This is a genomic window from Elioraea tepidiphila DSM 17972 (genome assembly GCF_000378465.1).
GTDB classification, from domain to species: Bacteria; Pseudomonadota; Alphaproteobacteria; order Acetobacterales; family Acetobacteraceae; genus Elioraea; species Elioraea tepidiphila.
In genome coordinates this window covers 48,093-70,822 of record NZ_KB899936.1, presented here as the reverse complement: position 1 = coordinate 70,822, position 22,730 = coordinate 48,093, and the positions used below count along the sequence as shown (strand labels likewise).

Annotated in this window: 20 protein-coding genes; 13 read left to right on the top strand and 7 right to left on the bottom strand. The window is 71.7% G+C overall.

The features are described 5' to 3' along the window. Window positions 1-104 precede the first annotated feature (104 nt). Genes F563_RS0118190 through F563_RS0118180 form a run of 3 tightly spaced genes read right to left on the bottom strand, consistent with a single transcriptional unit; the run spans window position 105 to window position 3,295 of the window. A complete protein-coding gene (locus tag F563_RS0118190; RefSeq protein WP_019016126.1) occupies window positions 105-1,313 on the bottom strand; it encodes an MFS transporter in 1,209 nt (402 codons plus the stop codon). 1 nt (window position 1,314) lies between these two features. Further along, the gene (locus F563_RS0118185; protein ID WP_019016125.1) at window positions 1,315-2,304 is read right to left on the bottom strand and encodes a dihydrodipicolinate synthase family protein; all 990 of its coding nucleotides are present in this window, start codon (window positions 2,302-2,304) and stop codon (window positions 1,315-1,317) included. A gap of 19 nt (window positions 2,305-2,323) precedes the next feature. Continuing rightward, window positions 2,324-3,295: a tripartite tricarboxylate transporter substrate binding protein gene (locus F563_RS0118180; protein WP_019016124.1), complete on the bottom strand. Its 972-nt coding sequence runs from the start codon at window positions 3,293-3,295 to the stop codon at window positions 2,324-2,326. Between the two features lie 110 nt (window positions 3,296-3,405). Between F563_RS0118180 and F563_RS0118175 the strand changes: the two genes are divergently transcribed. The 5 genes from F563_RS0118175 to msrB are packed head-to-tail and all read left to right on the top strand — an operon-like array spanning window position 3,406 to window position 8,216. Then, window positions 3,406-4,224 carry an alpha/beta fold hydrolase gene (locus tag F563_RS0118175; RefSeq protein ID WP_211211454.1) on the top strand — a complete coding sequence of 273 codons (819 nt, stop codon included), beginning with the start codon at window positions 3,406-3,408 and terminating at the stop codon, window positions 4,222-4,224. Between the two features lie 54 nt (window positions 4,225-4,278). Next, the gene (locus F563_RS0118170; protein WP_019016122.1) at window positions 4,279-5,961 is read left to right on the top strand and encodes a M28 family peptidase; all 1,683 of its coding nucleotides are present in this window, start codon (window positions 4,279-4,281) and stop codon (window positions 5,959-5,961) included. 13 nt (window positions 5,962-5,974) lie between these two features. Then, entirely contained in the window at window positions 5,975-7,264 is a 1,290-nt protein-coding gene (gene dgt / locus F563_RS23215) for a dGTP triphosphohydrolase (protein ID WP_019016121.1), read from the top strand. A 2-nt stretch (window positions 7,265-7,266) separates the two neighbouring features. After that, complete coding sequence (locus F563_RS0118160) at window positions 7,267-7,809, top strand: GNAT family N-acetyltransferase (protein ID WP_019016120.1); 543 nt, start codon at window positions 7,267-7,269, stop codon at window positions 7,807-7,809. Then, window positions 7,806-8,216 carry a peptide-methionine (R)-S-oxide reductase MsrB gene (gene msrB, locus F563_RS0118155; RefSeq protein WP_019016119.1) on the top strand — a complete coding sequence of 137 codons (411 nt, stop codon included), beginning with the start codon at window positions 7,806-7,808 and terminating at the stop codon, window positions 8,214-8,216. Before F563_RS0118160 ends, msrB begins: the two co-directional genes overlap by 4 nt. A gap of 73 nt (window positions 8,217-8,289) precedes the next feature. On the opposite strand, the gene F563_RS24125 is transcribed toward msrB, so the two are convergent. Together F563_RS24125 and F563_RS23205 are read right to left on the bottom strand one after the other, a co-directional pair. After that, window positions 8,290-8,766 (bottom strand): NUDIX domain-containing protein, encoded by a 477-nt coding sequence (locus F563_RS24125; RefSeq protein WP_019016118.1) that lies wholly within the window; start codon window positions 8,764-8,766, stop codon window positions 8,290-8,292. Continuing rightward, window positions 8,763-9,416, bottom strand: a complete 654-nt coding sequence (locus tag F563_RS23205; protein ID WP_019016117.1) for a TetR/AcrR family transcriptional regulator — start codon at window positions 9,414-9,416, stop codon at window positions 8,763-8,765. The genes F563_RS24125 and F563_RS23205 overlap by 4 nt, the downstream gene beginning before the upstream one ends. 78 nt (window positions 9,417-9,494) lie before the next feature. Between F563_RS23205 and F563_RS0118140 the strand changes: the two genes are divergently transcribed. From F563_RS0118140 to F563_RS0118115, 6 genes are all read left to right on the top strand, one after another. Next, window positions 9,495-9,866, top strand: a complete 372-nt coding sequence (locus tag F563_RS0118140; RefSeq protein ID WP_019016116.1) for a DUF423 domain-containing protein — start codon at window positions 9,495-9,497, stop codon at window positions 9,864-9,866. Further along, window positions 9,863-10,798, top strand: coding sequence for an SAM-dependent methyltransferase (locus tag F563_RS0118135; protein WP_019016115.1), 936 nt, complete (start codon window positions 9,863-9,865; stop codon window positions 10,796-10,798). The genes F563_RS0118140 and F563_RS0118135 overlap by 4 nt, the downstream gene beginning before the upstream one ends. A 164-nt stretch (window positions 10,799-10,962) precedes the next feature. Further along, on the top strand, window positions 10,963-11,970 hold the full coding sequence (locus F563_RS0118130; protein ID WP_035575633.1) for a TRAP transporter substrate-binding protein: 1,008 nt from the start codon (window positions 10,963-10,965) through the stop codon (window positions 11,968-11,970). A 10-nt stretch (window positions 11,971-11,980) separates the two neighbouring features. Next, on the top strand, window positions 11,981-12,442 hold the full coding sequence (locus F563_RS24120; RefSeq protein WP_019016113.1) for a TRAP transporter small permease: 462 nt from the start codon (window positions 11,981-11,983) through the stop codon (window positions 12,440-12,442). Then, window positions 12,439-13,719, top strand: coding sequence for a TRAP transporter large permease (locus F563_RS0118120; protein ID WP_019016112.1), 1,281 nt, complete (start codon window positions 12,439-12,441; stop codon window positions 13,717-13,719). Before F563_RS24120 ends, F563_RS0118120 begins: the two co-directional genes overlap by 4 nt. A 2-nt stretch (window positions 13,720-13,721) precedes the next feature. Then, window positions 13,722-14,453 (top strand): maleate cis-trans isomerase family protein, encoded by a 732-nt coding sequence (locus tag F563_RS0118115; RefSeq protein WP_019016111.1) that lies wholly within the window; start codon window positions 13,722-13,724, stop codon window positions 14,451-14,453. Between the two features lie 131 nt (window positions 14,454-14,584). Here the strand turns inward: F563_RS0118115 and F563_RS0118110 are convergent, their stop codons facing one another. Together F563_RS0118110 and glgX are read right to left on the bottom strand one after the other, a co-directional pair. Further along, entirely contained in the window at window positions 14,585-15,697 is a 1,113-nt protein-coding gene (locus tag F563_RS0118110) for an NADH:flavin oxidoreductase/NADH oxidase (protein ID WP_019016110.1), read from the bottom strand. Beyond that, window positions 15,694-18,000: a glycogen debranching protein GlgX gene (glgX, locus tag F563_RS0118105; protein ID WP_019016109.1), complete on the bottom strand. Its 2,307-nt coding sequence runs from the start codon at window positions 17,998-18,000 to the stop codon at window positions 15,694-15,696. The genes F563_RS0118110 and glgX overlap by 4 nt, the downstream gene beginning before the upstream one ends. Window positions 18,001-18,137: 137 nt before the next feature. Here glgX and treZ point away from each other — a divergent pair, with 137 nt between their 5' ends. After that, window positions 18,138-19,943: a malto-oligosyltrehalose trehalohydrolase gene (gene treZ, locus F563_RS0118100; protein WP_245557164.1), complete on the top strand. Its 1,806-nt coding sequence runs from the start codon at window positions 18,138-18,140 to the stop codon at window positions 19,941-19,943. Then, complete coding sequence (gene treY, locus F563_RS0118095; RefSeq protein ID WP_019016107.1) at window positions 19,936-22,728, top strand: malto-oligosyltrehalose synthase; 2,793 nt, start codon at window positions 19,936-19,938, stop codon at window positions 22,726-22,728. The genes treZ and treY overlap by 8 nt, the downstream gene beginning before the upstream one ends. Window positions 22,729-22,730: the final 2 nt, after the last annotated feature.

Sequence of the window (22,730 nt, the reverse complement as noted above, 5' to 3'; positions counted from 1 at the left end):
CAGCCATGATCGGCTCCCCAAAGCCGATCCCTCATGAATCACGCAAAAGCCGACAGGGGAATCCGAAATCGGCAGCCCCCCCGCATGTTTCTGCCAAAGTCGTGCTAGCGGGACCGGCGCAGCAGCATCGGCGCGACCAGCGCGGAGACGGCCGCGAGCTGCGCTGCGATCGCGATCATCGGCACGCCCCAGCCGCCGGTGAGCCGCACCAGCAGCGCGAACAGCGCCGGCCCCGCGACATAGCCGAGGAAGGTGAACAGCGTCGAGCCGGAGGTCGCGTCGGAGACGCGATCGCGGGGGGCGAGCCGCGCGACCTCGGCGAGATAGATGCCGTTCCAGCTCGCCGCGACGAAGCCCGCGAGGGCTGCGAGCCCGGAGGTCAGCAGCATCCCGGCGCCGGCCGGCAGAGCGGCGAAGATCAGCACCACGACGGCGGCGGCGAAACCCTGCACCACCAGATTGGCGCTCGGCCTTCCGGTGCGGTCGGCGAGCCAGCCGAGCGCGATGCGCGCGGCGACGCCGGCTCCCTGCATGGCGGCGAAGGCGCTGCCCGCCTGCACCAGCGAGAGCCCCCGCGCCTCGACCAGCCAGGTGACCGTGAACGAGAACAGGCAGCCCTGCACGATCGCGAACGACACCGCGAGCAGCGTCAGCGGCGGCAACAGCGGCGACAGCCTTAGCGCCGTGTAGGGAGCCGCGAGCGTGGTCGGGCTGAACATCGCGCGCGGATGCAGCAACCGGCGCGGGTCGCGTTCGGCGTCGAGCGTCGTGCGCAGCGGCTGGATCAGCGCGGCGGAGACGAACGCGGCCGCCGCGCAGACGACGAGGGCCGCCGCCCAGCCGAACGCGCTCGCGACCGGCGCGGTGACCAGGCCCGCCAGCATCCCGCCCAACGGCGCACCGGCCTGCTTGACCGAGAAGATCAGCGTTCGGTGGCCGGGCGGTGCCGTGGCGGCGAGGATGCGGCTGCCTGCGGGCGGCGTCGGGCCGTAGCCGATGCCGAGCAGCAGCGCGGCGATGCCGAGTGCGGGTACGGTGCCGAGCGCGATCGTGAGCAGCCCGAATGCGGAGAGCGTGGTGCCTGCCTGGAGCATGCGGATCGGGCCGAGGCGCGCCAGCACCGGCCCGCCGAAGGCGAGGAAAAGCACCGTGCCGAAGGCATTGATCGCCGAGAGATTGCCGATCGCTTCCGGAGCAAGCCCCACCGCGCCTGTCAGCAGCGGCGCGATCACCGGCAGGCTATGCATCATGAAGGACGCGACCGCCTGCATCAGCAGCGTCGCGCCGAGGGCGGCGATCCAGGCTTGCCCCACGCTACGATCCGGGTGTCGCTGCGAGCAGCCCGGCCTCGCGCAGCACGGCGAGGCACTCGTTCAGGTCGCGCTCATCCGGCGGACCGAGCGCCGGCCGCCAACCGACGCCGATCCGCATGCCGAGCTCACCGGCGATCGCCTTGAACAGCGCGACGTGATGGAAGCCTTGCGCAAAGTAGCGGCTCTGCAACCGGCTCGCGATCGCGCTGATCGTGCGCAGATGCTGAGCCGCGTCCGCGTGGTCGCCGCGAAGTGCGGCGTCGAGGAACCGGCCGCAATGGGGATGCGCCGGCGTCTGGCACAGCACCGGCCGCGACGAGCCGATCATGAAGCGGGGCGCACGCTCGGGATAGGTGAGCCAGCCGAACAGGAAATACTCCTCGAGCGAGGTCGCGACAGCGATCCGGTCGCCGACACGCTCCATCATCCGCGCGTAGCTCGCGAAATTGAGCGTGGTGTCCTGCACCGCGCAGACATTCCGAAAACGCAGCAACCCGGCGACCTGGTCCGGGTCCAGGTAGTAGCCGAGCTCGGCGAGCGTGGTCGCATAGACCACCATGCCGATGTCGAGCCGCGCCGCGACATGCTCGTAGAAGGCGCGCACGCCGGCGGCGTTGCGCGGGCCGTAATAGGGCGGCCAGACCATCACCAGATCGGCGCCCGAATCCTGCGCGTGGCGGGCGAGCTCGATCACGGTCGCGGCCGCCGGGTCCGAACAGCCGATCACCACCGGTGCGCGTCCGCCGGTCTCGTCCAGCACGATCTCGGTCACCCGCTTGCGCTCGGCCAGGGTCAGCGCCCAGAACTCCTGGTGCAGCGAATGCACCGAGAGGCCGCCCACACCCGGGCGCGCGAGCGTCTCGCGCACGTTGTGGCGGAGCCCCGCCTCGTCGATCGCGCCTTCGGCATCGAACGGCGTGTAGAGGACGGTCAGGTAGCCGGAGAGGCTGGCGCGCACCCACTCGCGCGCCTCGCCGGCGGAATAGCGCATGCGCGCGATGTGTCCCGGCTCAGTCGAGCTTCACGTTCGCCTTGCGCACCACCTCTGCCCATTTCGCCGTCTCGCTGCGCAGGTTCGCGGCATACTCCGCGGGCGTTCCGCCGATCGGCACGAAGCCGAGCGCGGTCAGCCGCTCCTGCACATCGAGGTGACGCACGCCGACGCGCAGCGCCTCGGAGAGCTTCTCGATCGCGGCGGGCGGTGTGCCGGCCGGCACGAGGGCTCCCCAATAGGTCGAGGCGGTGACGTCCGGCAGCCCGGCCTCGGCGAAGGTCGGCACATCGGGCAGCGCGGGCGCGCGCCGATCGCCGGTCACCGCGATCGCACCCAGCCGCCCGGCATCGACATGCGGGCGGGCGGCGCTGATGCCGTTGAACATCAGCGGCACATGGCCAGCGACGACATCGGTGGTCGCCGGCCCGGTGCCGCGATAGGGCACGTGCACAAGATCAATCCCGGCCACCATCTTCAGAAGCTCGCCGGCCAGATGCGTGGAAGCGCCGTTGCCGCCCGAGGCGTAGCTGAGCTGGCCCGGCCGCGCCTTCGCCATCGCGACAAGCTCGGCGAGCGAGGTGACGGGCAGCGACGGATGCGCGAGCAGCAGCACCGGGCCCGTCGCGAGCAGGCTGACCGGCGCGAAATCCTTCTCGGTGTCATAGGGCAGGCGCGGAAACAGCGACGGGTTGATCGCGATGCTGCTGTCGACGATCAGCATCGTGTAGCCGTCGGCCGGGGCGCGCGCGACCACCTCGCCGCCGATCGTTCCGCCCGCGCCGGCACGGTTCTCGATCACCAGCGGCTGGCCGAGCGCCGCCCGCACATGGGGATCGATCAGCCGCACGAGATTGTCGGTGCCGCCGCCCGGGCCGAACGGTACGATCACGCGCACCGGCCGGTCGGGGAAGCCCTGCGCCAAGGCGGGGCCGCCGAGGGTCGCGGCCGCGGCACCGGCAAGCAGGTGGCGGCGACGGATCTCGTGCATGGTTCTTCTCCCCTTGATCGCGCGCGTCATCGTAGTCGCCTCGATGGATTGCGCAATGCCGCTCGCCGGCCGACGATGCCGCGTCCATGCTCGATGCGGAGACGCACGGAATGCTCCAGCCCACCATGGCGCGGTTCACGGCGAGCGACGGCGTCGCGCTCGCCTGGCGCGTCGATGACTTCACCGATCCCTGGCGCACGCCCGCCACACCCGTGCTGCTGCTGCACGCGGCGATGGGCGCCTATCGCCGCTGGTATGGCTGGATCCCTGCGCTCGCGCGACGCTGGACGACGCTCAGTCTCGATCTGCGCGGCCACGGCGCCTCCGCGGTGCCGGGCGAGGCGCAGCCGCTGACGCTCGAGCGGCTGGTGGCGGACGTGCTGGAACTGCTGGACCATCTGGGGGTGGCGCGGGCGCATGTGGTCGGGCTCTCCGCCGGCGGCTATGTCGGCCAGCGTCTGGCGGTCGAGCATCCCGCGCGCGTGGCGACCCTCGCGCTGTTCGCCTCGACACCCGGGCTGCGCAACAGCCAGGCCGGCACGTGGCCGGCGAAGATCGCGGCGATGGGGCTGGAGGCGTTCGTGCGCCAGGGTGTCGCCGACCGGTTCCCGGCGGATGCCGATCCCGGACTCGTGGATTGGTTCTGCCGGCAGACCGGCGGCAACGACCCCGCCTTCATCGGCCGCTTCGTGACGAACATGGCCAGCCGCGACTGGGAGGACGAGCTGCACCGCATCGCCTGCCCGACGCTGATCGTGGCGCCGGGGCATGAGCCGATCGGCTCGCACGACCAGTACGAGCGGATGCAGGCCCGCATTCCCGATGCGACGCTGGTCTCGCTTCCCGGGATGCCGCACAACATCGGCGATGCGGCGCCCGCCGCCTGCGTCGGCGCGCTGCTCGACTTCCTGGCGGCGCGTGCCGGCTGACCGGCGCGGACGCCGCCCCCTCGTGTCCACGTCGTCGCGCCAAGGAGCCGCAGGATGACCGCAGCCGCGAACCCGACAGGCGCCGTCAGCGGCGCGCGCATGATGGCCGACCTCCGCGAGATCGCGCGCTGGGTGAAGCTGAGCGGCACCGACGAGGAGGTCGAGGCGCTGCGCTTCATCGAGCAGCGCCTGCGCGATGCGGGCTTCCGCACCGAGACGATCCTGCACGATGCCTATATCAGCCTGCCCGGCCCCGCGCGCGTCGAGGTGGACAACGCGGCGCTGAGCGCGATCACGCATTCCTTCTCGCGCCCCTCGCCCGCGACGGGCGTGACCGGGGAGATCGTCCATGTCGGCAATGGAACGGCGGCGGATTTCGCCGGCAAGGACCTCACCGGCAGGATCGCGCTGATCGAGGGCATGGCCACCCCAGCCAATGCGCGGCTCGCCTCGCGCGCCGGTGCGATCGGCCAGATCCACATCAGCCACCAGGAGCACCGCCACGAGATGTGCATCTCGCCGGTGTGGGGCAGCCCATCGCCGACGAACCTGCCGGAGCTGCCGACGACGGTCGCGGTGACGCTGTCGCAGAGCGACGGCGCAGCGCTGCGCGAGCGTGTGCTGCGCGGCGAGCGGCCGCGCGTGGTGATCCATGCCGCGGTCGATACCGCCTGGCGCAAGACGCCGCTGCTGGTCGCCGAGCTAGACGCGCCGGGCAGCGGCGCGGACGCGCCCTTCGTGCTGCTCTCCGGCCACCATGACACCTGGTATTTCGGCGTGATGGACAACGGCTCGGCGAATGCCGGCATGCTGGAGGTCGCGCGCGTGTGTGCCGAGCATCGCGCGGAGTGGAAGCGGGGGCTGAGGCTCTGCTTCTGGTCGGGCCATTCGCATGGCCGCTATTCCGGTTCGGCCTGGTATGCCGACACGCACTGGGACGAGCTCGACCGCCGCTGCGTCGCGCATGTGAACGTGGATTCGCTCGGCGGGATCGGCGCGAGCGAACTCGCCCATGCCGCGGCGATGACCGAGCTCGGCCACCTCGCCCGCGAGGCCGTTGAGACGGTGACGGGCCGGCCTCATCGGGGCGGACGCAAGGCGCGCAACAGCGACGAGAGTTTCGGCGGCATCGGCGTCCCGTCGATGTTCGGCATCATCAGCGAACAGGCGCCGGGTGCGGTGGCGACGCGCAACAACCTCGGCTGGTGGTGGCACACGCCGCACGACACGCTCGACAAGGTCGATGAGGCGAACCTGGTGCGCGACACGCGGGTGCTCGCGCACGCGGTCTGGCGGCTGCTGACGGATGTGGTCGTCCCGCTCGACCACGCCGCGACCGCCGAGGCCCTGCTGGCCGAGCTTGCCGCGCTGCGGGACCGGCTCGGCGAACGGTTCGATCTCTCTGTCCTGATCGCCGCCGCCGAACGCGTGCGCGATGCCTCGCGCGCCGCGCAGGCGCGCACACCCTCGGACACGCTGCGGGCGGATCGGGCGCTGATGCGCGCCTCGCGCGCGCTCGTGCCGGTGGACTACACGGAGGGCGACCGGTTCGCGCACCCGCCCGCGCTGCCGTTGCCGGCATGGCCCGTACTCGAGCCGATCCGCGCCCTCGCCGCGACCGAAGCCGGTTCGGATGCGGCGCGCTTCGCCACCGTCGAGGCCATCCGCGCGCGCAACCGGCTCGGCCTCGCCCTCCGCTGCGCGGCGGCGGCGCTCGACGAGGCGTGCGCGACCTAGACGCCCCCTCGCCATGCTCGATCTCGCACGCACCTTCTCGCGCGTCCGCTTCGGCGAGTCGGCACCGCGCGACGAGCCGCACCGCGACGCCTTCCAGCGCGACCAGGACCGCATCACCTTCGCGCGTCCGTTCCGCCGCCTGCAGGCGAAAACGCAGGTGCATCCGCTGCCGCATGACAGCCACGTGCGCAACCGGCTGGTGCACACGCTGGAGGTCGCCTCGGTCGGCCGGTCGCTCGGCGTGCGCGCGGGCGCGCTGATCGAGGACCGGCTGGAGCGGGCCGGCATCACGCCGCAGGAGTTCGGCGCCGTGGTGCGCTCGGCCTGCATGATCCACGACATCGGCAACCCGACCTTCGGCCATGCCGGCGAGGATGCGCTCGCGACCAGGCTCGCCGCGATCGCGGCCGGGCTTGCCGACGCGCCCGCCGATCTCGCCTATTTCGACGGCAACGCGCAGGGCTTCCGCATCGTCACCAAGATCGACATGCACCGCATGGCGCGCGGCTTCCGCCTCACCTACGCCACGCTCGGCGCGATGCTGAAATATCCCTGGGGCGCGCGGGACGAACGATCGCGCGGCGGCACGAAGTTCTGCGTCTTCGACACCGAGCGCGACACCTTCGCCGATGTCGTGCGCCATCTCTACGGAATCGACGACCCCGCCGCCGCGCCGCGCCACCCCGCGACCTGGCTGATGGAGGCGGCCGACGACATCGCCTACACCCTCGCCGATCTGGAGGACGCGGTCGATCTCGGCATCGTGCCCGCGCGCGAGTTCGCCGAGATCATCGGCCCGATCGTCGGCCGCACGACGGGCGAGGTCGCGTCGCTGCGCGGCTCGGCGATCGGCGTGCTGATCGATGCGGCGGCCGCGATCTTCGCCGGGCGCGTGGACGCGATCCTGTCGGGCGCGCCCTATCGCGGCGGCGCGCTGCTCGACGACCTCGCCGCGCACGCTCCCGCGATCGGCACGGCGTTCGAGGAGGCGCAGCGGGTGAACCGCGGCCGCGTCTATGTGCACGACCGCAAGGTCGGGTTCGAGCTCGCCGCCGACGAGATCATCGGCACGGTGCTCGATCTCGTGTTCGCCGCGGCGCTCGCCTTCGACGCGGTGCGCGATGTCGAGCGCCTGTCGCGCCGGCACCGCCAGGCGCTGACGATCTTCGGCGACTACCGGCCCGAGCCCGGCTGGCCGCGCCACGAGATCCTGCGCGCGGCGGTGGATGCGGTGGCGGGGATGACCGATCCCTACGCGACCTTCGTCGCCGCCCGGCTGCGGGGCATCGAGCGGCCGCTGTAGCGATGGAGATCGCGACCGCGCGGCTGATCCTGCGCCCGCCGCGGCTCGCCGACGTGCCGGCGCTGTTCGCCGTCCTCGGCGATGCGCAGGCGATGCGCTGGACCCGCATCGACGCCTCGCTGCGCGAGTGCCGACGGCGGATCGTCGCGCATGAGCGGCGCCGGCGCATCGATGGCTACGCGCCCTGGACCGTGGTTGCGAAGGCGGATCAGCGCATCATCGGCTGGGGCGGGCTCTACCAGGACCCGTTCGAACCAGGCTGGGGGCCGGAGGTCGGCTACGTCTTCGCGCCCGATCGCTGGGGCCAGGGCTTTGCCTCGGAGCTGGTCGGGGTGTGCACCACCCTCGCCGACGACGTGCTGCGTCTGCCCGAGCTGCGCGGCTTCGCGCACCCGGAGAACATCGCCTCGCGCCGGGTGCTGGAGAAGGCGGGGTTCGGCTTCGTGCGCGCCGTGCCCGAGATGAACCGGCTGCTGTTCCGGCGCGGCCTGGACGGCGCCCTGGCCTTCCCACCGTCGCCGCGCAGCACCATGTCTCCGCCATGAGCACGACCGAGACCTTTCCCGTCCAGAAGACCGAGGAGGAGTGGCGCGCGATCCTCTCGCCCGAAGCCTATCGGGTACTGCGCCGGCACGGCACGGAGCGCGCCGGCACCTCGCCGCTCGATCGCGAGAAGCGCGCCGGCGTGTTCGCCTGCGCCGGTTGCGGCGCGGCGCTGTTCACCTCGGAGGCGAAGTTTGACTCCGGCACGGGCTGGCCGTCGTTCTTTCGCCCGATCGAGGGCGCGGTGGCGACGCGCGAGGACCGGAGCTTCTTCATGCGCCGCACCGAGGTGCATTGCGCGACCTGCGGCGGGCATCTCGGGCATGTGTTCCCCGACGGGCCGGCGCCGACGGGGCTGCGCTACTGCATGAACGGTGTCGCGCTGGCGTTCATGCCCAGGGAGGGCTGAGCGCCGGTCAGGGCGGGGCGATGGGGGAGACGGCCGGAAGGTCCTCGCTCGCACCCGGCGACGCGCGGAGCCCTCAGACCCGCGCCGCCCAACGCTCCGTGACGGGTTCCGCCGCGCCCGCCGCGATCGCCGCCTGCGCATGCAGCCCCACCGCCAGGCGCGCCGAGGGCGCAACCTTCGCCTCCAGCAACAATGACCGCGGGCCGATCAGCACGCGCCCCGCCCCCTCCCGCTGGTCGAGGTCCGGCACGCACCGGGCCACGACCGTGCCGACGAACACCTCCACGCGCCCGCTCCGCAGCGCGCCACCCGACCGCCGCAGCGGCACCCACAGCGTGCGCCAGTAGGCAAGATCACCGGGCACGAACCCGATCTCCTCATCCAGCTCGCGCCGCACCGCCGCATCCGCATCCTCGCCGGCCTCGATCGCGCCGCCGAACAGACCGAACGCGCCAGGATGGAGGATGTGGGGCACATCATCGCGGAGCTGCATCAGGTAGCGGCCCTGCTCGTCCAGCAGCAGCGCCGCGGCGAAATGGTCCGGCGTCACCGCGCCGTCGAACCCCAGGCGCGCAGGAACGTGTCCGCCGCCGCCGTCGCGATGCGCGCGACCTCGGCCGCATCCGGCGCCGGCGGCAGACGCAGCATGTGGCGCAGGAACGCCGTGCTCCTGAGCAGCGAGAGGAACTGCTCGGCCGCAAGCTCCGGATCGCCCGCGCGCAGCGCTCCGCGCTCCTGCAACGTAGCGAACCAGCCGGCCAGCCAATCGATCATCCGCCGTGGCCCGCTCTCGAAGAACGCACGGCCGAGCTCGGGAAACCGCGGCCCCTCGGCCATCACCACGCGCTGGATCGCGAGCACCTCCTCGCGGAACAGGAACGACAGATATCCCTCGCCGAGCGAGACCAGCGTGCCCGCCAGATCAACCTCGTCCGCACCCGGGCAGCACGGCCGACCCTCCGCCTCGCGCGCGCATGCCTCGCCGACGATCGCGGCGAACAGGGCATCCTTGCCGGGGAAATACGCGTAGAGCGTCGCCTTGGAGACCCCCGCCTCGCGCGCGATCGCCTCCATGCTGGTCGCGCCATAGCCCTGCGCCATGAACAGCCGGGCCGCCGCCTCCACCACCTGGCGGCGCTTGCGCTGCGAGGCGGCCAGCTGCGCGGCCGGCGCATCCACGGTATGCGTGTCATCCATCATGATTTGTGATGATGAACTGAACCGTTCAGTCCATCAATCCGGCGCGCACGCAACGCAGCATGGATCGAGGGGAAGGGCATGGAGCGTCTGCTGACCGGGGTCGCTGCGCTGGCTGGCGGCAGCGCCGTTGCGCTCGCCGCCGCGCGTGCGCATCTGTTCGCGCCGCGGCTCGGCCCGGCCGAACTGGCGATGCTGGACAGCGCGCTCGCGATCCAGGCCATGCACGCCCTCGCCCTGCTGGCCGTCGCCCTGCTGCTGGCGCGCTGGGCCGGCGCAGCGGTGCGGCTCGCCGGATGGGCGTTCCTGGCCGGCACCGTGCTGTTCTGCGGCGCCGTGCTGCTGCGCGCGCTCGCCGGCGTCTCGCTCGGGCCGGTGGCGCCATTGGGCGGCAGCCTGCTGATCGGCGGCTGGGTCGCGCTGTTCGTCGCCGCGCTCACGCGCCGCGGATGAGCCATCCGCCGATCGCCGCCGGCTATCTCGCCGCAGAAGGGTTCGAGCGCCCGCTTGCCGAGGAACTCGCCCGACGCGGTGTGACCGTCGCCGCCTGGCATGGGCGCCTCGCCCTGAGCCCCGACCCGCCGGTGACGGCCGCGTGGGCGCTCAACACCTGGCGCACCCCGCGCGTCGAGACGATCGCCTCGATCGCCGACGCGGCCGCGCGGCTGCGCGCGGTCCAGCGCAACTGGGCCGCCTACGCGCCGCTGCACCACCGCCGCGCCACGCTGATCGCCGCCCGCCTGCCGCATGTTTCGGCGAAGCCGATCGCCTTCCCCGCCCCTGCCCCCACCGCCCCGCTCGGCTCCTGGACGCTGCTCGACCCGACGACGCTGCTCGCCTCGCGCGACTGCACCTCGCCCTTCCCGAACGGCGAGGCCCGCTTCGTCGAGGACCGCACCGGCCCGCCCAGCCGCGCCTACCTCAAGCTGTGGGAGACGCTCTGCCTGCTGCGCCGCTGGCCCGCGCCCGGCGAGACCTGCCTCGATCTCGGCGCGGCCCCCGGCGGCTGGACCTGGGCGCTGGCCGAGCTCGGCGCGCGCGTGGTCGCGGTGGACAAGGCGCCGCTCGACCCGACCGTCGCCGCCCTGCCGGGTGTCAGCGCGCGCCGCGCGAGCGCCTTCGGCCTCGATCCTGCCGCCTGGCGGCGTGAGCACGGGCCCGCCGACTGGCTGTTCAGCGACGTGATCGCCTATCCCGCGCGGCTGCTGCGTCTGGTGCGCGCCTGGATCGCGGCGGAGGCCGCGCGCAACATCGTCTGCACGCTCAAGTTCCAGGGCGAGACCGATCACGCCGCCGCCGAGGCCTTCGCCGCGATCCCCGGCGCCTGGCTGCGCCACGTCTGGCACAACAAGCACGAGCTGATGTTCGCGCGCCTTGCCGACTGACGCCCTGCCGACTGGCGGGCGCCGCTGCGGTGGGCAGCCGCCTGCCGCACCCCTGGGCAGACGGCCCCGTCCCTGGCCTTTCCCGCACGGGTGGGCACCGGGCTCGGCAACTGGCATGCTCTGTGCTCGTGCGCCGTCCTGAAACCGCCCAACAGGAGGTAACGATGCCCGTCCCTCGTCGTTTCGTGCTCGGCTCCGCGCTCGCCCTGCCCGCCCTCTGGCCCTCCGATCGCGCCTTCGGCCAGACCACGCGGCTGCGCATCGCCGGCAACTTCGCGACCGAGCACTCCTCGTCGGTGGCGATCGAGGGATTCAAGGCCGAGGTGGAACGACTGACGGGCGGCCGGCTTGCGGTCGATACCTTTCCGGCCATGCAGCTCGGTGGCGCGGGCGAGAACGTCTCGAACGTGCGCCAGGGCACGCTGTTGATGACGTGGGTGGGCATGGCGTTCCTGAGCCGCACCGTGCCCGAGCTCGAGGCGATCAGCCTGCCGTTCCAGTTCCCGAGCCGCGAGGTCGCGTTCCGGGTGGTGGACGGCCCGATCGGCGAGCTGCTCGACCAGCGCATGGCGGACAAGGGCTTTCTTTCGCTCGGCTACATGGAGCTCGGCTTCCGTCACGTCACCACCGGCAACAAGCCGATCCGCACGGTCGAGGATCTGCGTGGGCTCAAGATCCGCATGCAGCCGAACGAGACCCATCTCGCGACCTTCCGCGCGATCGGCGCCAATCCGGTGGCTATGGATATCCGCGAACTCTACTCCGCTTTGCAGCAGGGCGTGGTGGACGGGCAGGAGAACCCCTACGCGATCATCCGCGCCAGCCGCTACTTCGAGGTGCAGCGTCATCTCACCAACACCGGCCACTTCTTCGACTTCATCTCGATCGTGGCGCATCGGCGCAGCTTCGAGCGTCTGCCCGGCGAGTTCCAGCAGGCGATCCGCACGGCGATGGGCAACGCGATCCGGGCGCAGCGAACGGCGGCCGCCGCGGCCGACTCGGAGGCTCTGGCCGATCTGCAGGCGAAGGGAATGCTGTACGAGCCGCTGCCGCAGGCCGAGCTGGCGAGGATGCGCGCGCTGTCGGCCGGTGTGGTGGATCAGATCAAGGGCCGGCTCGGCGCCGACCTGATCGACCGGGTCCAGGCCGAGGTCGCGCGCGCCGCCGCCTGACCGGGCGACGGTGAACGCGGTGGTGGAGGTGGCCGACCGCGCGCTGCGCGCCGCGCTGGTGGGCATCATCTCGATCATGGTGGCCGTGGTGTTCGCGCAGGTGGTGGCGCGCTACGGCTTCAACCGCTCCTTCGGCTGGGCCGACGAGATCGGCCGTCTCGCCTTCGTCTGGTCGGTCTTCCTGGGCATGGCGGTGGCCGTGCGCGCGCGCGGCCACATCGCGATCGGCCTGCTCCTGAATGCGGTCCCGGGCGGCTTGCGTCCCGCTCTCGGCGCGGCGACCGCGCTCGCCTGCGCCGCACTCTCCGCGATCGTCGCCTGGGAGGGCCTGCTGATCGCGCTCGACCAGTGGGACGAGCGGATGATCTCGCTCGACCTCTCCGCCGGCTGGTTCCTCGTGCCGGTGGTGGTGGGCAGCGCGTTCTGCGCGGTGTTCTTCGTGTCGCAGGCCGTCATGCGGGCGCCGCGATGAGCCTCACCGTGATGCTGGTGTTCTTCGGCGCGGCCCTTGCGGGCGTGCCGCTCGCCTGGGCACTCGGCTTCGGCGCCGTCGCGGGTGTGATCGAGAGCGGCTTCGATCTCGCCATGCTGCCCACGCGCATGATGAACGCGGTGAACGCGTTCCCGCTGATGTCGATCCCGTTCTTCGTGCTGGCCGGCGAGCTGATGATGCGCGCGGGCATCATGGAGCGGCTGATCGACCTCGCCAACGCCGCGATCGGGCGGGTGCGCGGCGGGCTCGCGCATGTGACGGTGCTGGCCGGCATGGGCCTCTCGACCGTCTCCGGGGCCGCGGTCGCCGATGCCTCCGCCCTGGGCGCGACCATGCTGAAGCCCCTCGAACACCACTACGGCACCGGCTTCTCGGCCGCGGTGATCGCGGCCTCGGCCAATCTCGGCCCGCTCATCCCGCCCTCCGGGGCGATGATCGTCTACGCCTTCATGGCGGGCTCGTCGGTCTCGGTCGGCGGGCTCTTCCTCTCCGGGGTTGTTCCGGGACTGATCCTCGTCGTGCTGATGCTGATCCTCTGCTCGGTGATCGCACGCGTGCGCGGCCTGCCGGTCACGGGCGAGGCGTTCTCGTGGCGCCGGATCGCGCACGAGCTGAAGCGGTCCTTCCTGGTCGTGATGATGCCCGTGGTCGTGATCGGCGGCATCGTCGGCGGCGCGTTCACCGCGACCGAGGGTTCGGCGGTCGCGGTGGTCTATGCGCTCGCGGTGGGATTCCTCGTCACGCGCCAGCTGAAGCTCGCCGACCTGCCCGAGGCGATCGGCGCGACGGCGATCACGACGGCGGTGGTCGGCGCGATGATCGCCTTCGCGTCCGCCGTGACCTACATGCTGACGATCGACCTGTTCCCGCAGCAGCTCGCCTCGTGGCTGCGCGCGCTCACGGACAGTCCGCTCGTCTTCAACCTGCTGGTCGCCGTCACGCTGGTCGTGGTGGGCTGCGTGCTGGAGAGCAATGCGGCCTACATCATGCTGGTGCCGCTGCTCCATCCGATCGCGCTCGCCTACGGCATCGATCCGCTCCACTTCGGCTTCCTGTTCGTGTTCAATCTGGTGATCGGCATGCTGACCCCGCCGGTGGGCGTGGTTCTGTTCGTCGTCTGCGGGCTCGCGCGCATGCCCGTCGGCGAGCTCGCGCGCCATGTCTGGCCGTTCGTGGCGCTGATGTACGCCCTGCTGCTGATCTGCATGCTGGTGCCGGAGCTGGTGCTGTTCCTTCCACGCGCGGCGGGGTTCTGACGATGGATGCACTGGGGTTCGAGCATGCGCTCGGCGTGATCACGCCGTCCGGCAACCTGGTGGTCGAACGGATCACCACGCGGCTGCTCGACCGTTTCCCGACCGTCTCGGCCCACTTCTCGCGGATCGGCGTGGTCGGCGAGCGTGACCCGTTCCCGGACAGCTACGACCTCGACGGCATGCTGACCGCCGCGCGGCTGCTGTCGCACGCGAAACCGGACGTGATCCTCTGGAACGGCTCGAAGGGCGGCTCGATCGGCTTCGGGCATGACGCCGACCTCAAGCGCCGGATCGAGGACGCGACGGGGATCACGGCGACGACCTCCAGCCTCGCCCTGCTGGAGGCGGTGGCGAGGCTGGGCACCCGCCGCATCGCCCTGGTGACGCCGTACGCGGCAGCCTATCAGCAGCGCATCGTCGCGCGCATGGCGGAGGAGGGAATCACGGTCATCGCGGAGAGCCATCTCGGCCTGACCGATAACCTCTCCTACGCCTCCGTTCCGGCCGAACGCATCCTCGCCCAGATCGAGACCGTCGCGCGCGCCGCCCCGGACGCCGTGCTGACCTGGTGCACCAACTATGCGGGCGCGCTGGTCGCGGCGGAGGCCGAGCGCCGGCACGGCCTGCCCGTGCTCGACGCCACGACCCTGCCGCTCTGGCACGCGCTGCGGCTGGTCGGCCGCGACACGGGGCCGGCAGCGCCGCAGTGGGGCCGGCTGTTCGCGCTGGCCTGATACCGTCCGGACAAAGGTCCGACCCTTGTCCGGACGGTATCGCGCGCAGGGCTGGTGTGGCGGCCGCGCGCTCAAGAAACCCTCATACCCGGCGCATGACGGTGAAACCTTCGTGCGCCGGGTATGAGCGGCTACAGCGCCGGCAGCGGCTCGCCCACCGCGCGGTCCATCGCCATCGCGCCGAGGCTCGACCAGCCGCGCTCGTATTGCGGCGGGATCGCGAGCGCGTCCGTGCGGCCCAGCGCCACCGCCGCCTTCATCGCCCAGTAGGGCTCGCGCAGGAAGCCGCGCGCGAGCAGCACCATGTCGGCCTTGCCCTCGGCGATGATCGCCTGCGCCTGCTCGGGTTCGGTGATCAGGCCGACCGCCAGTACGGGAATGCCGGCACCGCTGCGCACCGCCGCAGCACCGGGCACCTGGTAGCCCGGGCCGAGCGGGACCTTCTGCGCCGCGGAGAGGCCGCCCGAACTCACATCGATCGCATCGACGCCGAGCGCCTTCAGCCGGCGCGCGAGCTCAACGCTCTCCTCGGTGGTCCACCCGCCCTCGACCCAGTCGGTGTGCGAGATGCGCACGACCAGCGGCATGTCCTCCGGGATGGCCGCCCGCACCGCGCGCGCGGTCTCGCAGGCGAAGCGTGTGCGGCCCTCGAAATCCCCGCCCCAGCGGTCGTTGCGCCGGTTCGACAGCGGCGAGAGGAAGCTGTGCATCAGATAGCCGTGCGCGCCGTGCAGTTCGATCAGGCGATACCCGGCCTGCACCGACCGGCGCGCCGCGGCGACGAAGGCAGCGATCGTCGCCGCGATATCCTCCTCGCTCATCGCGCGCGGCGTGGCGAAACCCTCGAAGGCGACCGCGCTCGGCCCGAGCGTCTGCCAGCCCGGCTCGGCCGCACCCGTCTCCCAGGGCGGGCGGCGGCTCGCCTTGCGCCCGGCATGGGCGAGCTGGATCGCCGGCACCGCGCCGACCGCGGCGATCGCCCCGGCGAGCCGCGCATGCGGGCGGATATGCTCGTCGCCCCAGATGCCGAGATCGCGCGGCGTGATCCGACCCTCCGGCGTCACCGCCGAGGCCTCCGCGATCACCAGCGAGACGCCCGAGACCGCCCGCGAGACCAGATGCGCGAGGTGCCAGTCGGTCGGCTTGCCATCCTCCGAGCAGGAATACTGGCACATCGGCGAGACGCCGATGCGGTTGCGGAAGGTCACCCCGCGCAGGGCGAAGGGGCTGAACAGATCGGTCATTCAGGGGGCTCCGGCTGAACGGTGAGGCGCGGCCGACGGCGACGCGGGCCGCGCGCGGGCGGCTCGGACGGCGCCGTGCCGGCCGAAGGGCTAGCGCCGGAGGCCGGCCCTGGCAATGGCGGCGCACCCGCGCCGGCGAGGAGCGCGGCGCGCGCGGCCGTCATGATCGCGCCGCCGCCGTTGTCCGGCCGCAGCACGAACAGCAGGAGCGATCGCCCGGGCACGGGATAGGGATGGCCGACGCCGAAGGTCTCGGGCTCATCGAGCGTCGGGTGGCTGGTGTCGAGCAGCAGCATCCAATCCCTGCCGGCGGCGGGCTCCGGCAGCGCGAACTCCACGACATCGTGATGCGCATTCAGGATCAGCAGCATGGTCGCGTCGCCGGCCGGGCGATGGATGCCGGTCGCCTGGGCCCGGCCATCGAGCACCATGCCGATGCAGCGCGCATGCGGGTCCTCCCAGTGCTCGCGCGCCTTCTCCTGCCCGGAGGGCGTCAGCCAGGTCACGTCCTTCACCCCGAGATCCTCGTCGAACGCGCCGGTCAGGAAGCGATTGCGCCGCAGCACCGGGAAATGCTGGCGCAGCGCGATCAGCTTGCGCGTGAAGGCCGCGAGCGCCGCGCCCTCCGGCGTGATGCCCTCCCAATCCACCCAGGAGAGCGCGTTGTCCTGGCAATACGCGTTGTTGTTGCCGCGCTGCGTGCGGCCGAACTCGTCGCCGGCGAGCAGCATCGGCGTGCCCTGGGCGAGCAGCAACGTCGCCAGCATGTTGCGCTTCTGCCGCTCGCGCAGCGCGACGATCGCGGGATCGTCGGTCGGGCCTTCGTGGCCGTGGTTCCAGGAGAGATTGTGCGCGTGGCCGTCGCGGTTCGCCTCGCCGTTCGCCTCGTTGTGCTTGTCGTTGTAGGAGACGACGTCGTGCAGCGTGAAGCCGTCATGCGCGGCGACGAAGTTCACGCTCGCCCAGGGCTTGCGGCCGCGACGGTTGAACCGGTCGGCGGAGGCGGTGAGCCGACAGGCGAGATCGGCGATCTGGCCCTCGTCGCCCTTCCAGAACGCGCGCACGGTGTCGCGGAACCGGTCGTTCCACTCGGCCCAGCCCGGCGGGAATCCGCCGACCTGATAGCCGCCGGGACCGAGATCCCATGGCTCGGCGATCAGCTTCACCGACGAGAGCACCGGGTCCTGGCGGCAGGAATCGAGGAACCCGCCGCCCTCGTCGAAGCCATGGGGCTCGCGGCCGAGGATCGTCGCGAGATCGAAGCGGAACCCGTCGACGCGCATCTCCTGCACCCAGTAGCGCAGGCTGTCCGTCACCATCTGCAGCACGCGCGGATGGGCGAGGTTGAGCGTGTTGCCGGTGCCGGTGTCGTTGATGTAGTGGCGCGGCGTCTCGGGCAGCAGCCGGTAGTAGCTTGCGTTGTCGATGCCCTTGAACGAGAGGGTGGGCCCGAGCTCGTTGCCCTCCGCGGTATGGTTGTAGACGACGTCGAGGATGACCTCGATGCCGGCATCGTGCAGCCGCGCGACCATCTCCTTGAACTCGGAGAGACTGCCGGTGGCGGAGTAGCGGAGTTCGGGCGAGAAGAAGTTCAGCGTGTTGTAGCCCCAGTAGTTCGAAAGCCCCTTGTCGAGCAGGTGCTGATCCTGCGCGTAGGCGTGCACCGGCATGAGTTCGACCGCGGTGATGCCGAGGGCGCGCAGATACGCCAGCACCTCGGGCGTGACGAGGCCGGCATAGGTGCCGCGCAGCCGCTCCGGCACCGAGGGATGCCGCATCGTGAAGCCGCGCACATGCGTCTCGTAGATCACCGTGCGGTCCCACGGCACCGCGGGGCTGCGCTCGCGCCCCCAGGTGAAGGCCGGATCAACCACCCGGCAGCGCGGCATCCAGGGCGCGCTGTCGCGGTCGTCGAAACTGTCATCGCCCTCGCCGACGACGTAGCCGAACACGGCGTCGTGCCAGGTCAACTGGCCGGTCAGGCCCTTGGCATAGGGATCGAGCACGAGCTTGTTCGGGTTGAACCGATGCCCTTCCTCCGGCGCGTAGGGGCCGTGCACGCGATACCCATAGAGCGTGCCGGGCCGGGCATCCGGCAGGTAGCCGTGCCACACCTCGTCGGTGTACTCGGGCAGCGGGATGCGCTCGATCTCCTGACCTCCCGCCTCGTCGAACAGGCAGAGCTCCACCCTGGTCGCGTTCGCCGAGAACAGCGCGAAATTGACGCCAAGCCCGTCCCAGGTCGCGCCGAGCGGATGCGGCAGGCCTTCCCGGATGCGTGATCGGCGCAGCGGCATCGACATGAGTGGCATGCTCTCCCGGAACGAATTGCGGCTGGGCCGACCATAGCATCATGATCACGGATCGGCGCGCGACGGTTGCGCAGCGCGGCCACGCTGGCGCAGAAGAGCGGGTGATGTCGTCGCGAGAAGCCCCCGCCGTGCGTCGCGTCCACGCGATGCCGTTCGGCGCGCAGATCCTCGCGGATGGCGCGGTGCGTTTCCGCGTCTGGGCGCCGGATCACGCGGCGATCGCGCTCGCGCTCGACGGCGCGGCGGCGCCGCTGCCGCTCGCGCGGGAGGAGGGCGGCTGGCACACGCTGGTCACCCGTACGGCGCGCGCCGGCAGCCGCTACCGCTTCGTGCTGCCGGACGGGCTGCATGTGCCCGATCCGGCATCGCGCCATCAGCCGGTGGACGTGCACGGCCCGAGCGAGGTGATCGACCCGCGCGCCCATCCCTGGCGCGACGGGGCCTGGCGCGGCCGTCCCTGGCATGAGGCGGTGCTGTACGAGCTGCATGTCGGCACCTTCACGCCGGGCGGCACGTTCCGCTCCGCGATCGAACGGCTCGACCATCTGGCCGCGCTCGGCATCACCGCGCTGCAGATCATGCCGGTCGCGGATTTCCCCGGTCGGCGCAACTGGGGCTATGACGGCGTGCTGCCCTTCGCGCCCGATGCCGCCTATGGCCGGCCCGAGGACTTCAAGGCGCTGATCGAGGCGGCGCATGCGCGCGGGCTGATGGTGCTGCTCGATGTCGTCTACAACCATTTCGGTCCCGACGGGAATTACCTGCACGCGCTCGCGCCCTCGTTCTTCACCGATCGTCACGCGACACCCTGGGGCGCGGCGATCAACCTCGACGGCGCTGACAGCGGCCCTGTGCGTGCGTTCTTCATCGAGAACGCACTCTACTGGCTCACCGAGTTCCATCTCGACGGGCTCAGGCTGGACGCGGTGCACGCGATCCGCGACGACAGCGCGACGCACATCCTCGACGCGCTCGGCGGGCGTGTCCGCGCAGCCTTCCCCGATCGCCACGTCCATCTGGTCCTGGAGAACGAGGAGAACCACGCGCACCGCCTCGAGCGGCGCGCCGACGGGACGCCCCGAGCCTATACCGCGCAATGGAACGACGACATGCACCATGTGCTGCATGTCGCCGCGACCGGCGAGGGCGAGGGGTATTACGCCGACTATCTCGGCGACGCGGCGAAGCTCGCGCGGGCACTCGCCGAAGGCTTCGCGTTCCAGGGCGAGGCGATGCCCTATCGCGGCCATGCGCGCGGCGAGCCGAGCGCGCACCTGCCGCCCACGGCCTTCATCGCCTTCGTGCAGAATCACGACCAGATCGGCAACCGCGCCTTCGGCGAGCGGCTGACCATGCTCGCCCCGGCCGAAGCCGTGCGCGCCTGCGGCGCCGTGCTGCTGCTCCTGCCGCAGATCCCGATGCTGTTCATGGGCGAGGAGTGGGCCGCCAGCCAGCCCTTCCTGTTCTTCTGCGACTTCGGCCCCGATCTTGCCGATGCCGTACGGAACGGGCGCCGCGCCGAGTTCGCCCGCTTCCCCGCCTTTGCCGATGCCGCACGCCGCGCGCGCATTCCCGATCCGCTCGCGCAGACGACCGTGGCGGCCTCGACACTGCGCTGGGAGGATCGCGACATCGCGCCGCACGCCGAGGCGTTGGCGTGGCATCGCCGCATCCTGGCGCTGCGGCACGCCGAGCTCGCGCCGCGCCTGCCGCGTCTCCGTCGCGGCGGCGCGGCGCGCGTGATCGGCGCGGGCGCGGTCAGCGTGGTCTGGACCTTCGAGGAGGGCGGCACGCTCGCACTCGACGCCAATCTCTCGCCGCGCGGGGTCGCCGGGTTCGCCCCGCCGCGCGGCCGCGTGCTCTGGCAGGAGGGCATGGCCGAGCGCGACGTCCTCGCGCCCTGGTCGGTCCGCTGGTCGCTCGACGATGGCTGACCGGCCGCCCCCGCGCGCCACCTACCGGCTCCAGTTCGGCCCGGACCGCGACTTCGCGCGCGCGGCCGAGCTCGCGCCCTATCTCGCGCGGCTCGGTGTCAGCCACCTCTACGCCTCGCCCTATCTGAAGGCACGTCCCGGCAGCACGCACGGCTACGACATCGTCGATCATCGCGCGCTCAATCCCGAACTCGGCGACGAGGCGGCGTTCCGCGCCTTCGCGCGCGCCCTGCGCGCGCACGGGATCGGCCAGATCCTCGATTTCGTGCCAAACCACATGGGCGTGGGCGGGGCGGACAACGCCGCCTGGCTCGACGTGCTGGAATGGGGCGAGGATTCGCCCTTCGCCGGCTGGTTCGACATCGACTGGGATCCCGACCGCCGCTACCTCGCCGGCAAGGTACTGGCGCCGCTGCTCGGCGATCAGTACGGCGTCGTTCTGGACTCGGGCGAGCTCACGCTGCGGCTCGATGCCGCGGGCGGCAGCTTCGCGGTCTGGGCCTATGGCACGCACAAGCTGCCGGTCCGCCCGCTCGACTATGGCCGCATCCTGGGCGACCGTGATCCTGTCCTGGAGCAGCTGGGCGACGCATTTGCCGGGCTCGGCAGCTGGCGCGCGCTCGCCTATCGCCGTGCCGGCGAGCTGAAGGCCGAGCTCGCCCGCCACATCGCGGCGAACGAAGAGGTCCGCGCCGCGATCGCGGCGGCACTCGCGCGGCTCAACGGCACGCCCGGCGATCCCGACTCCTGGCGCGGGCTGCACGCGCTGATCCAGGACCAGCACTGGCGCGTGGCGCATTTCCGCGTCGCCGCCGACGACATCAACTACCGCCGCTTCTTCAACATCAACGAGCTCGCCGGGCTGCGCATGGAGCTGCCCGAGCTGTTCGACCATGCGCACGGCCTCGTGCTGGCGCTGATCGCCGACGGCACGCTGGAGGGCCTGCGCATCGATCATGTCGACGGCCTGCTCGATCCGCGCGCCTATCTCGACCGCCTGCGCACGCGCGCGGCGCGGCCGATCTACCTGGTCGTCGAGAAGATCCTCGCCCGTCACGAGGCGCTGCGCGAGGACTGGCCGGTCGAGGGCACCACCGGCTACGAGTTCGCCAAGCTCGCTCTCGGTCTGCTGATCGATCCCGCCGGCGAGGCGCCGTTGAGCCGCCTCTACGCCGAGTTCACCGGGATCACGCAGCCGTTTGCCGAGATCGTGCGCGATGCCAAGCTGCGCATCATGGAGCACGAGATGGCGAGCGAGCTCACCGTGCTCGCGCGCGATGCGGGACGGATCGCGCGGCAGAACCCGCGCACCGCCGACTTCACGCGCAACGTGTTCCAGCGCGCGCTGAAGGCGACCATCGCCTGCTTCCCGGTCTACCGCACCTATGTCGATGGCGGCACGCCGTCGGAGGCCGATCGGCGCGACATCGACTGGGCGATCGCGCAGGCGCGGCGGCTCGATCCCGATCTCGATCCGTCCGTGTTCGACATGCTGCACCGGATGCTGACGACCGATCTGGTGGCCGAGCCGCGCAGCGGCTACAGCCGCCATGACGTCGTGCGGTTCGCCATGCGCGTGCAGCAGTACAGCGGGCCGGTGATGGCGAAGGGGCTGGAGGACACCGCCTTCTACCGCTGGAACCGCTTCGTCGCGCTCAACGAGGTCGGCGGCCACCCGGACGAGTTCGGCCTTCCCCCGCACGCATTCCACCGCGCCAGTCTCCAGCGCCTGCGGCGCTGGCCGCAGGCGATGCTCGCCACCTCCACCCACGACACCAAGCGCGGCGAGGATACGCGCGCACGGCTGGCGGTGCTCTCCGAGATGCCCGAGGAGTGGGCGCGCCAGGTGCAGGCCTGGAGCCGCATCCTGCGCGCGCGCCGCGGCGATGTCGAAGGCACGGACCCGCCCGACCGCAATGACGAGTATCTGTTCTACCAGCTGCTGGTCGGCTCCTGGCCGCCGGAGCTGACCGGCGAGAGCGTTCCCGATACAACGTCCCTCGCCCCTTACGCCACGCGGATCGAGGGCGCGATGCTGAAGTCGCTGCGCGAGGCGAAGCTGCGCACAACCTGGGCCGCTCCCGACACCGGGTACGAACAGGCCGTGCTCGATTTCGTCCGCCAGGCGCTCGACCCGGAGCGTTCCGCCACCTTCCTCGGCGCCTTCCTGCCGTTCCAGGAGCGGATCGCCCGGCTCGGCGTGCGCAACAGCCTGGTGCAGACGGCGCTCAAGCTCACCGTGCCCGGCGTGCCGGATCTCTACCAGGGTGCGGAGCTCTGGGATTTCAGCCTGGTCGATCCCGACAACCGCCGCCCGGTCGATTTCGCCTTGCGCGCACGGCTGCTCGATGACGTCACCGGGGCGCTCTCCCGCAGCCGGGAGGCGGCGCTCCGCGCGATGCTCGCGGCGTGGCAGGACGGGCGGATCAAGCTCGCCCTGGTCGCGACGGTGCTGCGCCTGCGCGCCGCGCATCCCGGGCTGTTCGCCGAGGGCAGCTACGACCCCCTCGCGATCGAGGGCGAGGAGGCGGACCGCGTCTGCGCCTTCCTCCGACGCCTCGATGACGCGGCGCTGCTCGTCGCGGTGGAGCGCTTCGCGCTTCGCAGCGAAGCCGGCCCCGCGCCGGCGGCGATCTCGGCGCCGGCGTTGGACGGCGACTGGCATGATCTGCTGACCGGACGGCGCATCACGGTCCAGGGCGGCACGCTCGCCGCCGGGACGCTGTTCACCGCGCTGCCGGTCGCGCTGCTGGTGCCGGCCGCGATGGCATCCGCGCCGCGCTGACG

Excerpts from the sequence above, each read along its gene's own strand:
- F563_RS0118110 (WP_019016110.1), bottom strand. The coding sequence starts at position 15,697 with ATGACCGATCTGTTCAGCCCCTTCGCCCTGCGCGGGGTGACCTTCCGC.
- F563_RS0118130 (WP_035575633.1), top strand. The coding sequence starts at position 10,963 with ATGCCCGTCCCTCGTCGTTTCGTGCTCGGCTCCGCGCTCGCCCTGCCC.
- F563_RS0118115 (WP_019016111.1), top strand. The coding sequence starts at position 13,722 with ATGGATGCACTGGGGTTCGAGCATGCGCTCGGCGTGATCACGCCGTCC.
- F563_RS0118160 (WP_019016120.1), top strand. The coding sequence starts at position 7,267 with ATGGAGATCGCGACCGCGCGGCTGATCCTGCGCCCGCCGCGGCTCGCC.
- treY (WP_019016107.1), top strand. The coding sequence starts at position 19,936 with ATGGCTGACCGGCCGCCCCCGCGCGCCACCTACCGGCTCCAGTTCGGC.
- F563_RS0118120 (WP_019016112.1), top strand. The coding sequence starts at position 12,439 with ATGAGCCTCACCGTGATGCTGGTGTTCTTCGGCGCGGCCCTTGCGGGC.
- F563_RS23205 (WP_019016117.1), bottom strand. The coding sequence starts at position 9,416 with ATGATGGATGACACGCATACCGTGGATGCGCCGGCCGCGCAGCTGGCC.
- F563_RS0118135 (WP_019016115.1), top strand. The coding sequence starts at position 9,863 with ATGAGCCATCCGCCGATCGCCGCCGGCTATCTCGCCGCAGAAGGGTTC.
- msrB (WP_019016119.1), top strand. The coding sequence starts at position 7,806 with ATGAGCACGACCGAGACCTTTCCCGTCCAGAAGACCGAGGAGGAGTGG.
- F563_RS0118175 (WP_211211454.1), top strand. The coding sequence starts at position 3,406 with ATGCTCCAGCCCACCATGGCGCGGTTCACGGCGAGCGACGGCGTCGCG.
- dgt (WP_019016121.1), top strand. The coding sequence starts at position 5,975 with ATGCTCGATCTCGCACGCACCTTCTCGCGCGTCCGCTTCGGCGAGTCG.
- F563_RS0118140 (WP_019016116.1), top strand. The coding sequence starts at position 9,495 with ATGGAGCGTCTGCTGACCGGGGTCGCTGCGCTGGCTGGCGGCAGCGCC.
- F563_RS0118170 (WP_019016122.1), top strand. The coding sequence starts at position 4,279 with ATGACCGCAGCCGCGAACCCGACAGGCGCCGTCAGCGGCGCGCGCATG.
- F563_RS0118185 (WP_019016125.1), bottom strand. The coding sequence starts at position 2,304 with ATGCGCTATTCCGCCGGCGAGGCGCGCGAGTGGGTGCGCGCCAGCCTC.
- F563_RS0118180 (WP_019016124.1), bottom strand. The coding sequence starts at position 3,295 with ATGCACGAGATCCGTCGCCGCCACCTGCTTGCCGGTGCCGCGGCCGCG.
- glgX (WP_019016109.1), bottom strand. The coding sequence starts at position 18,000 with ATGTCGATGCCGCTGCGCCGATCACGCATCCGGGAAGGCCTGCCGCAT.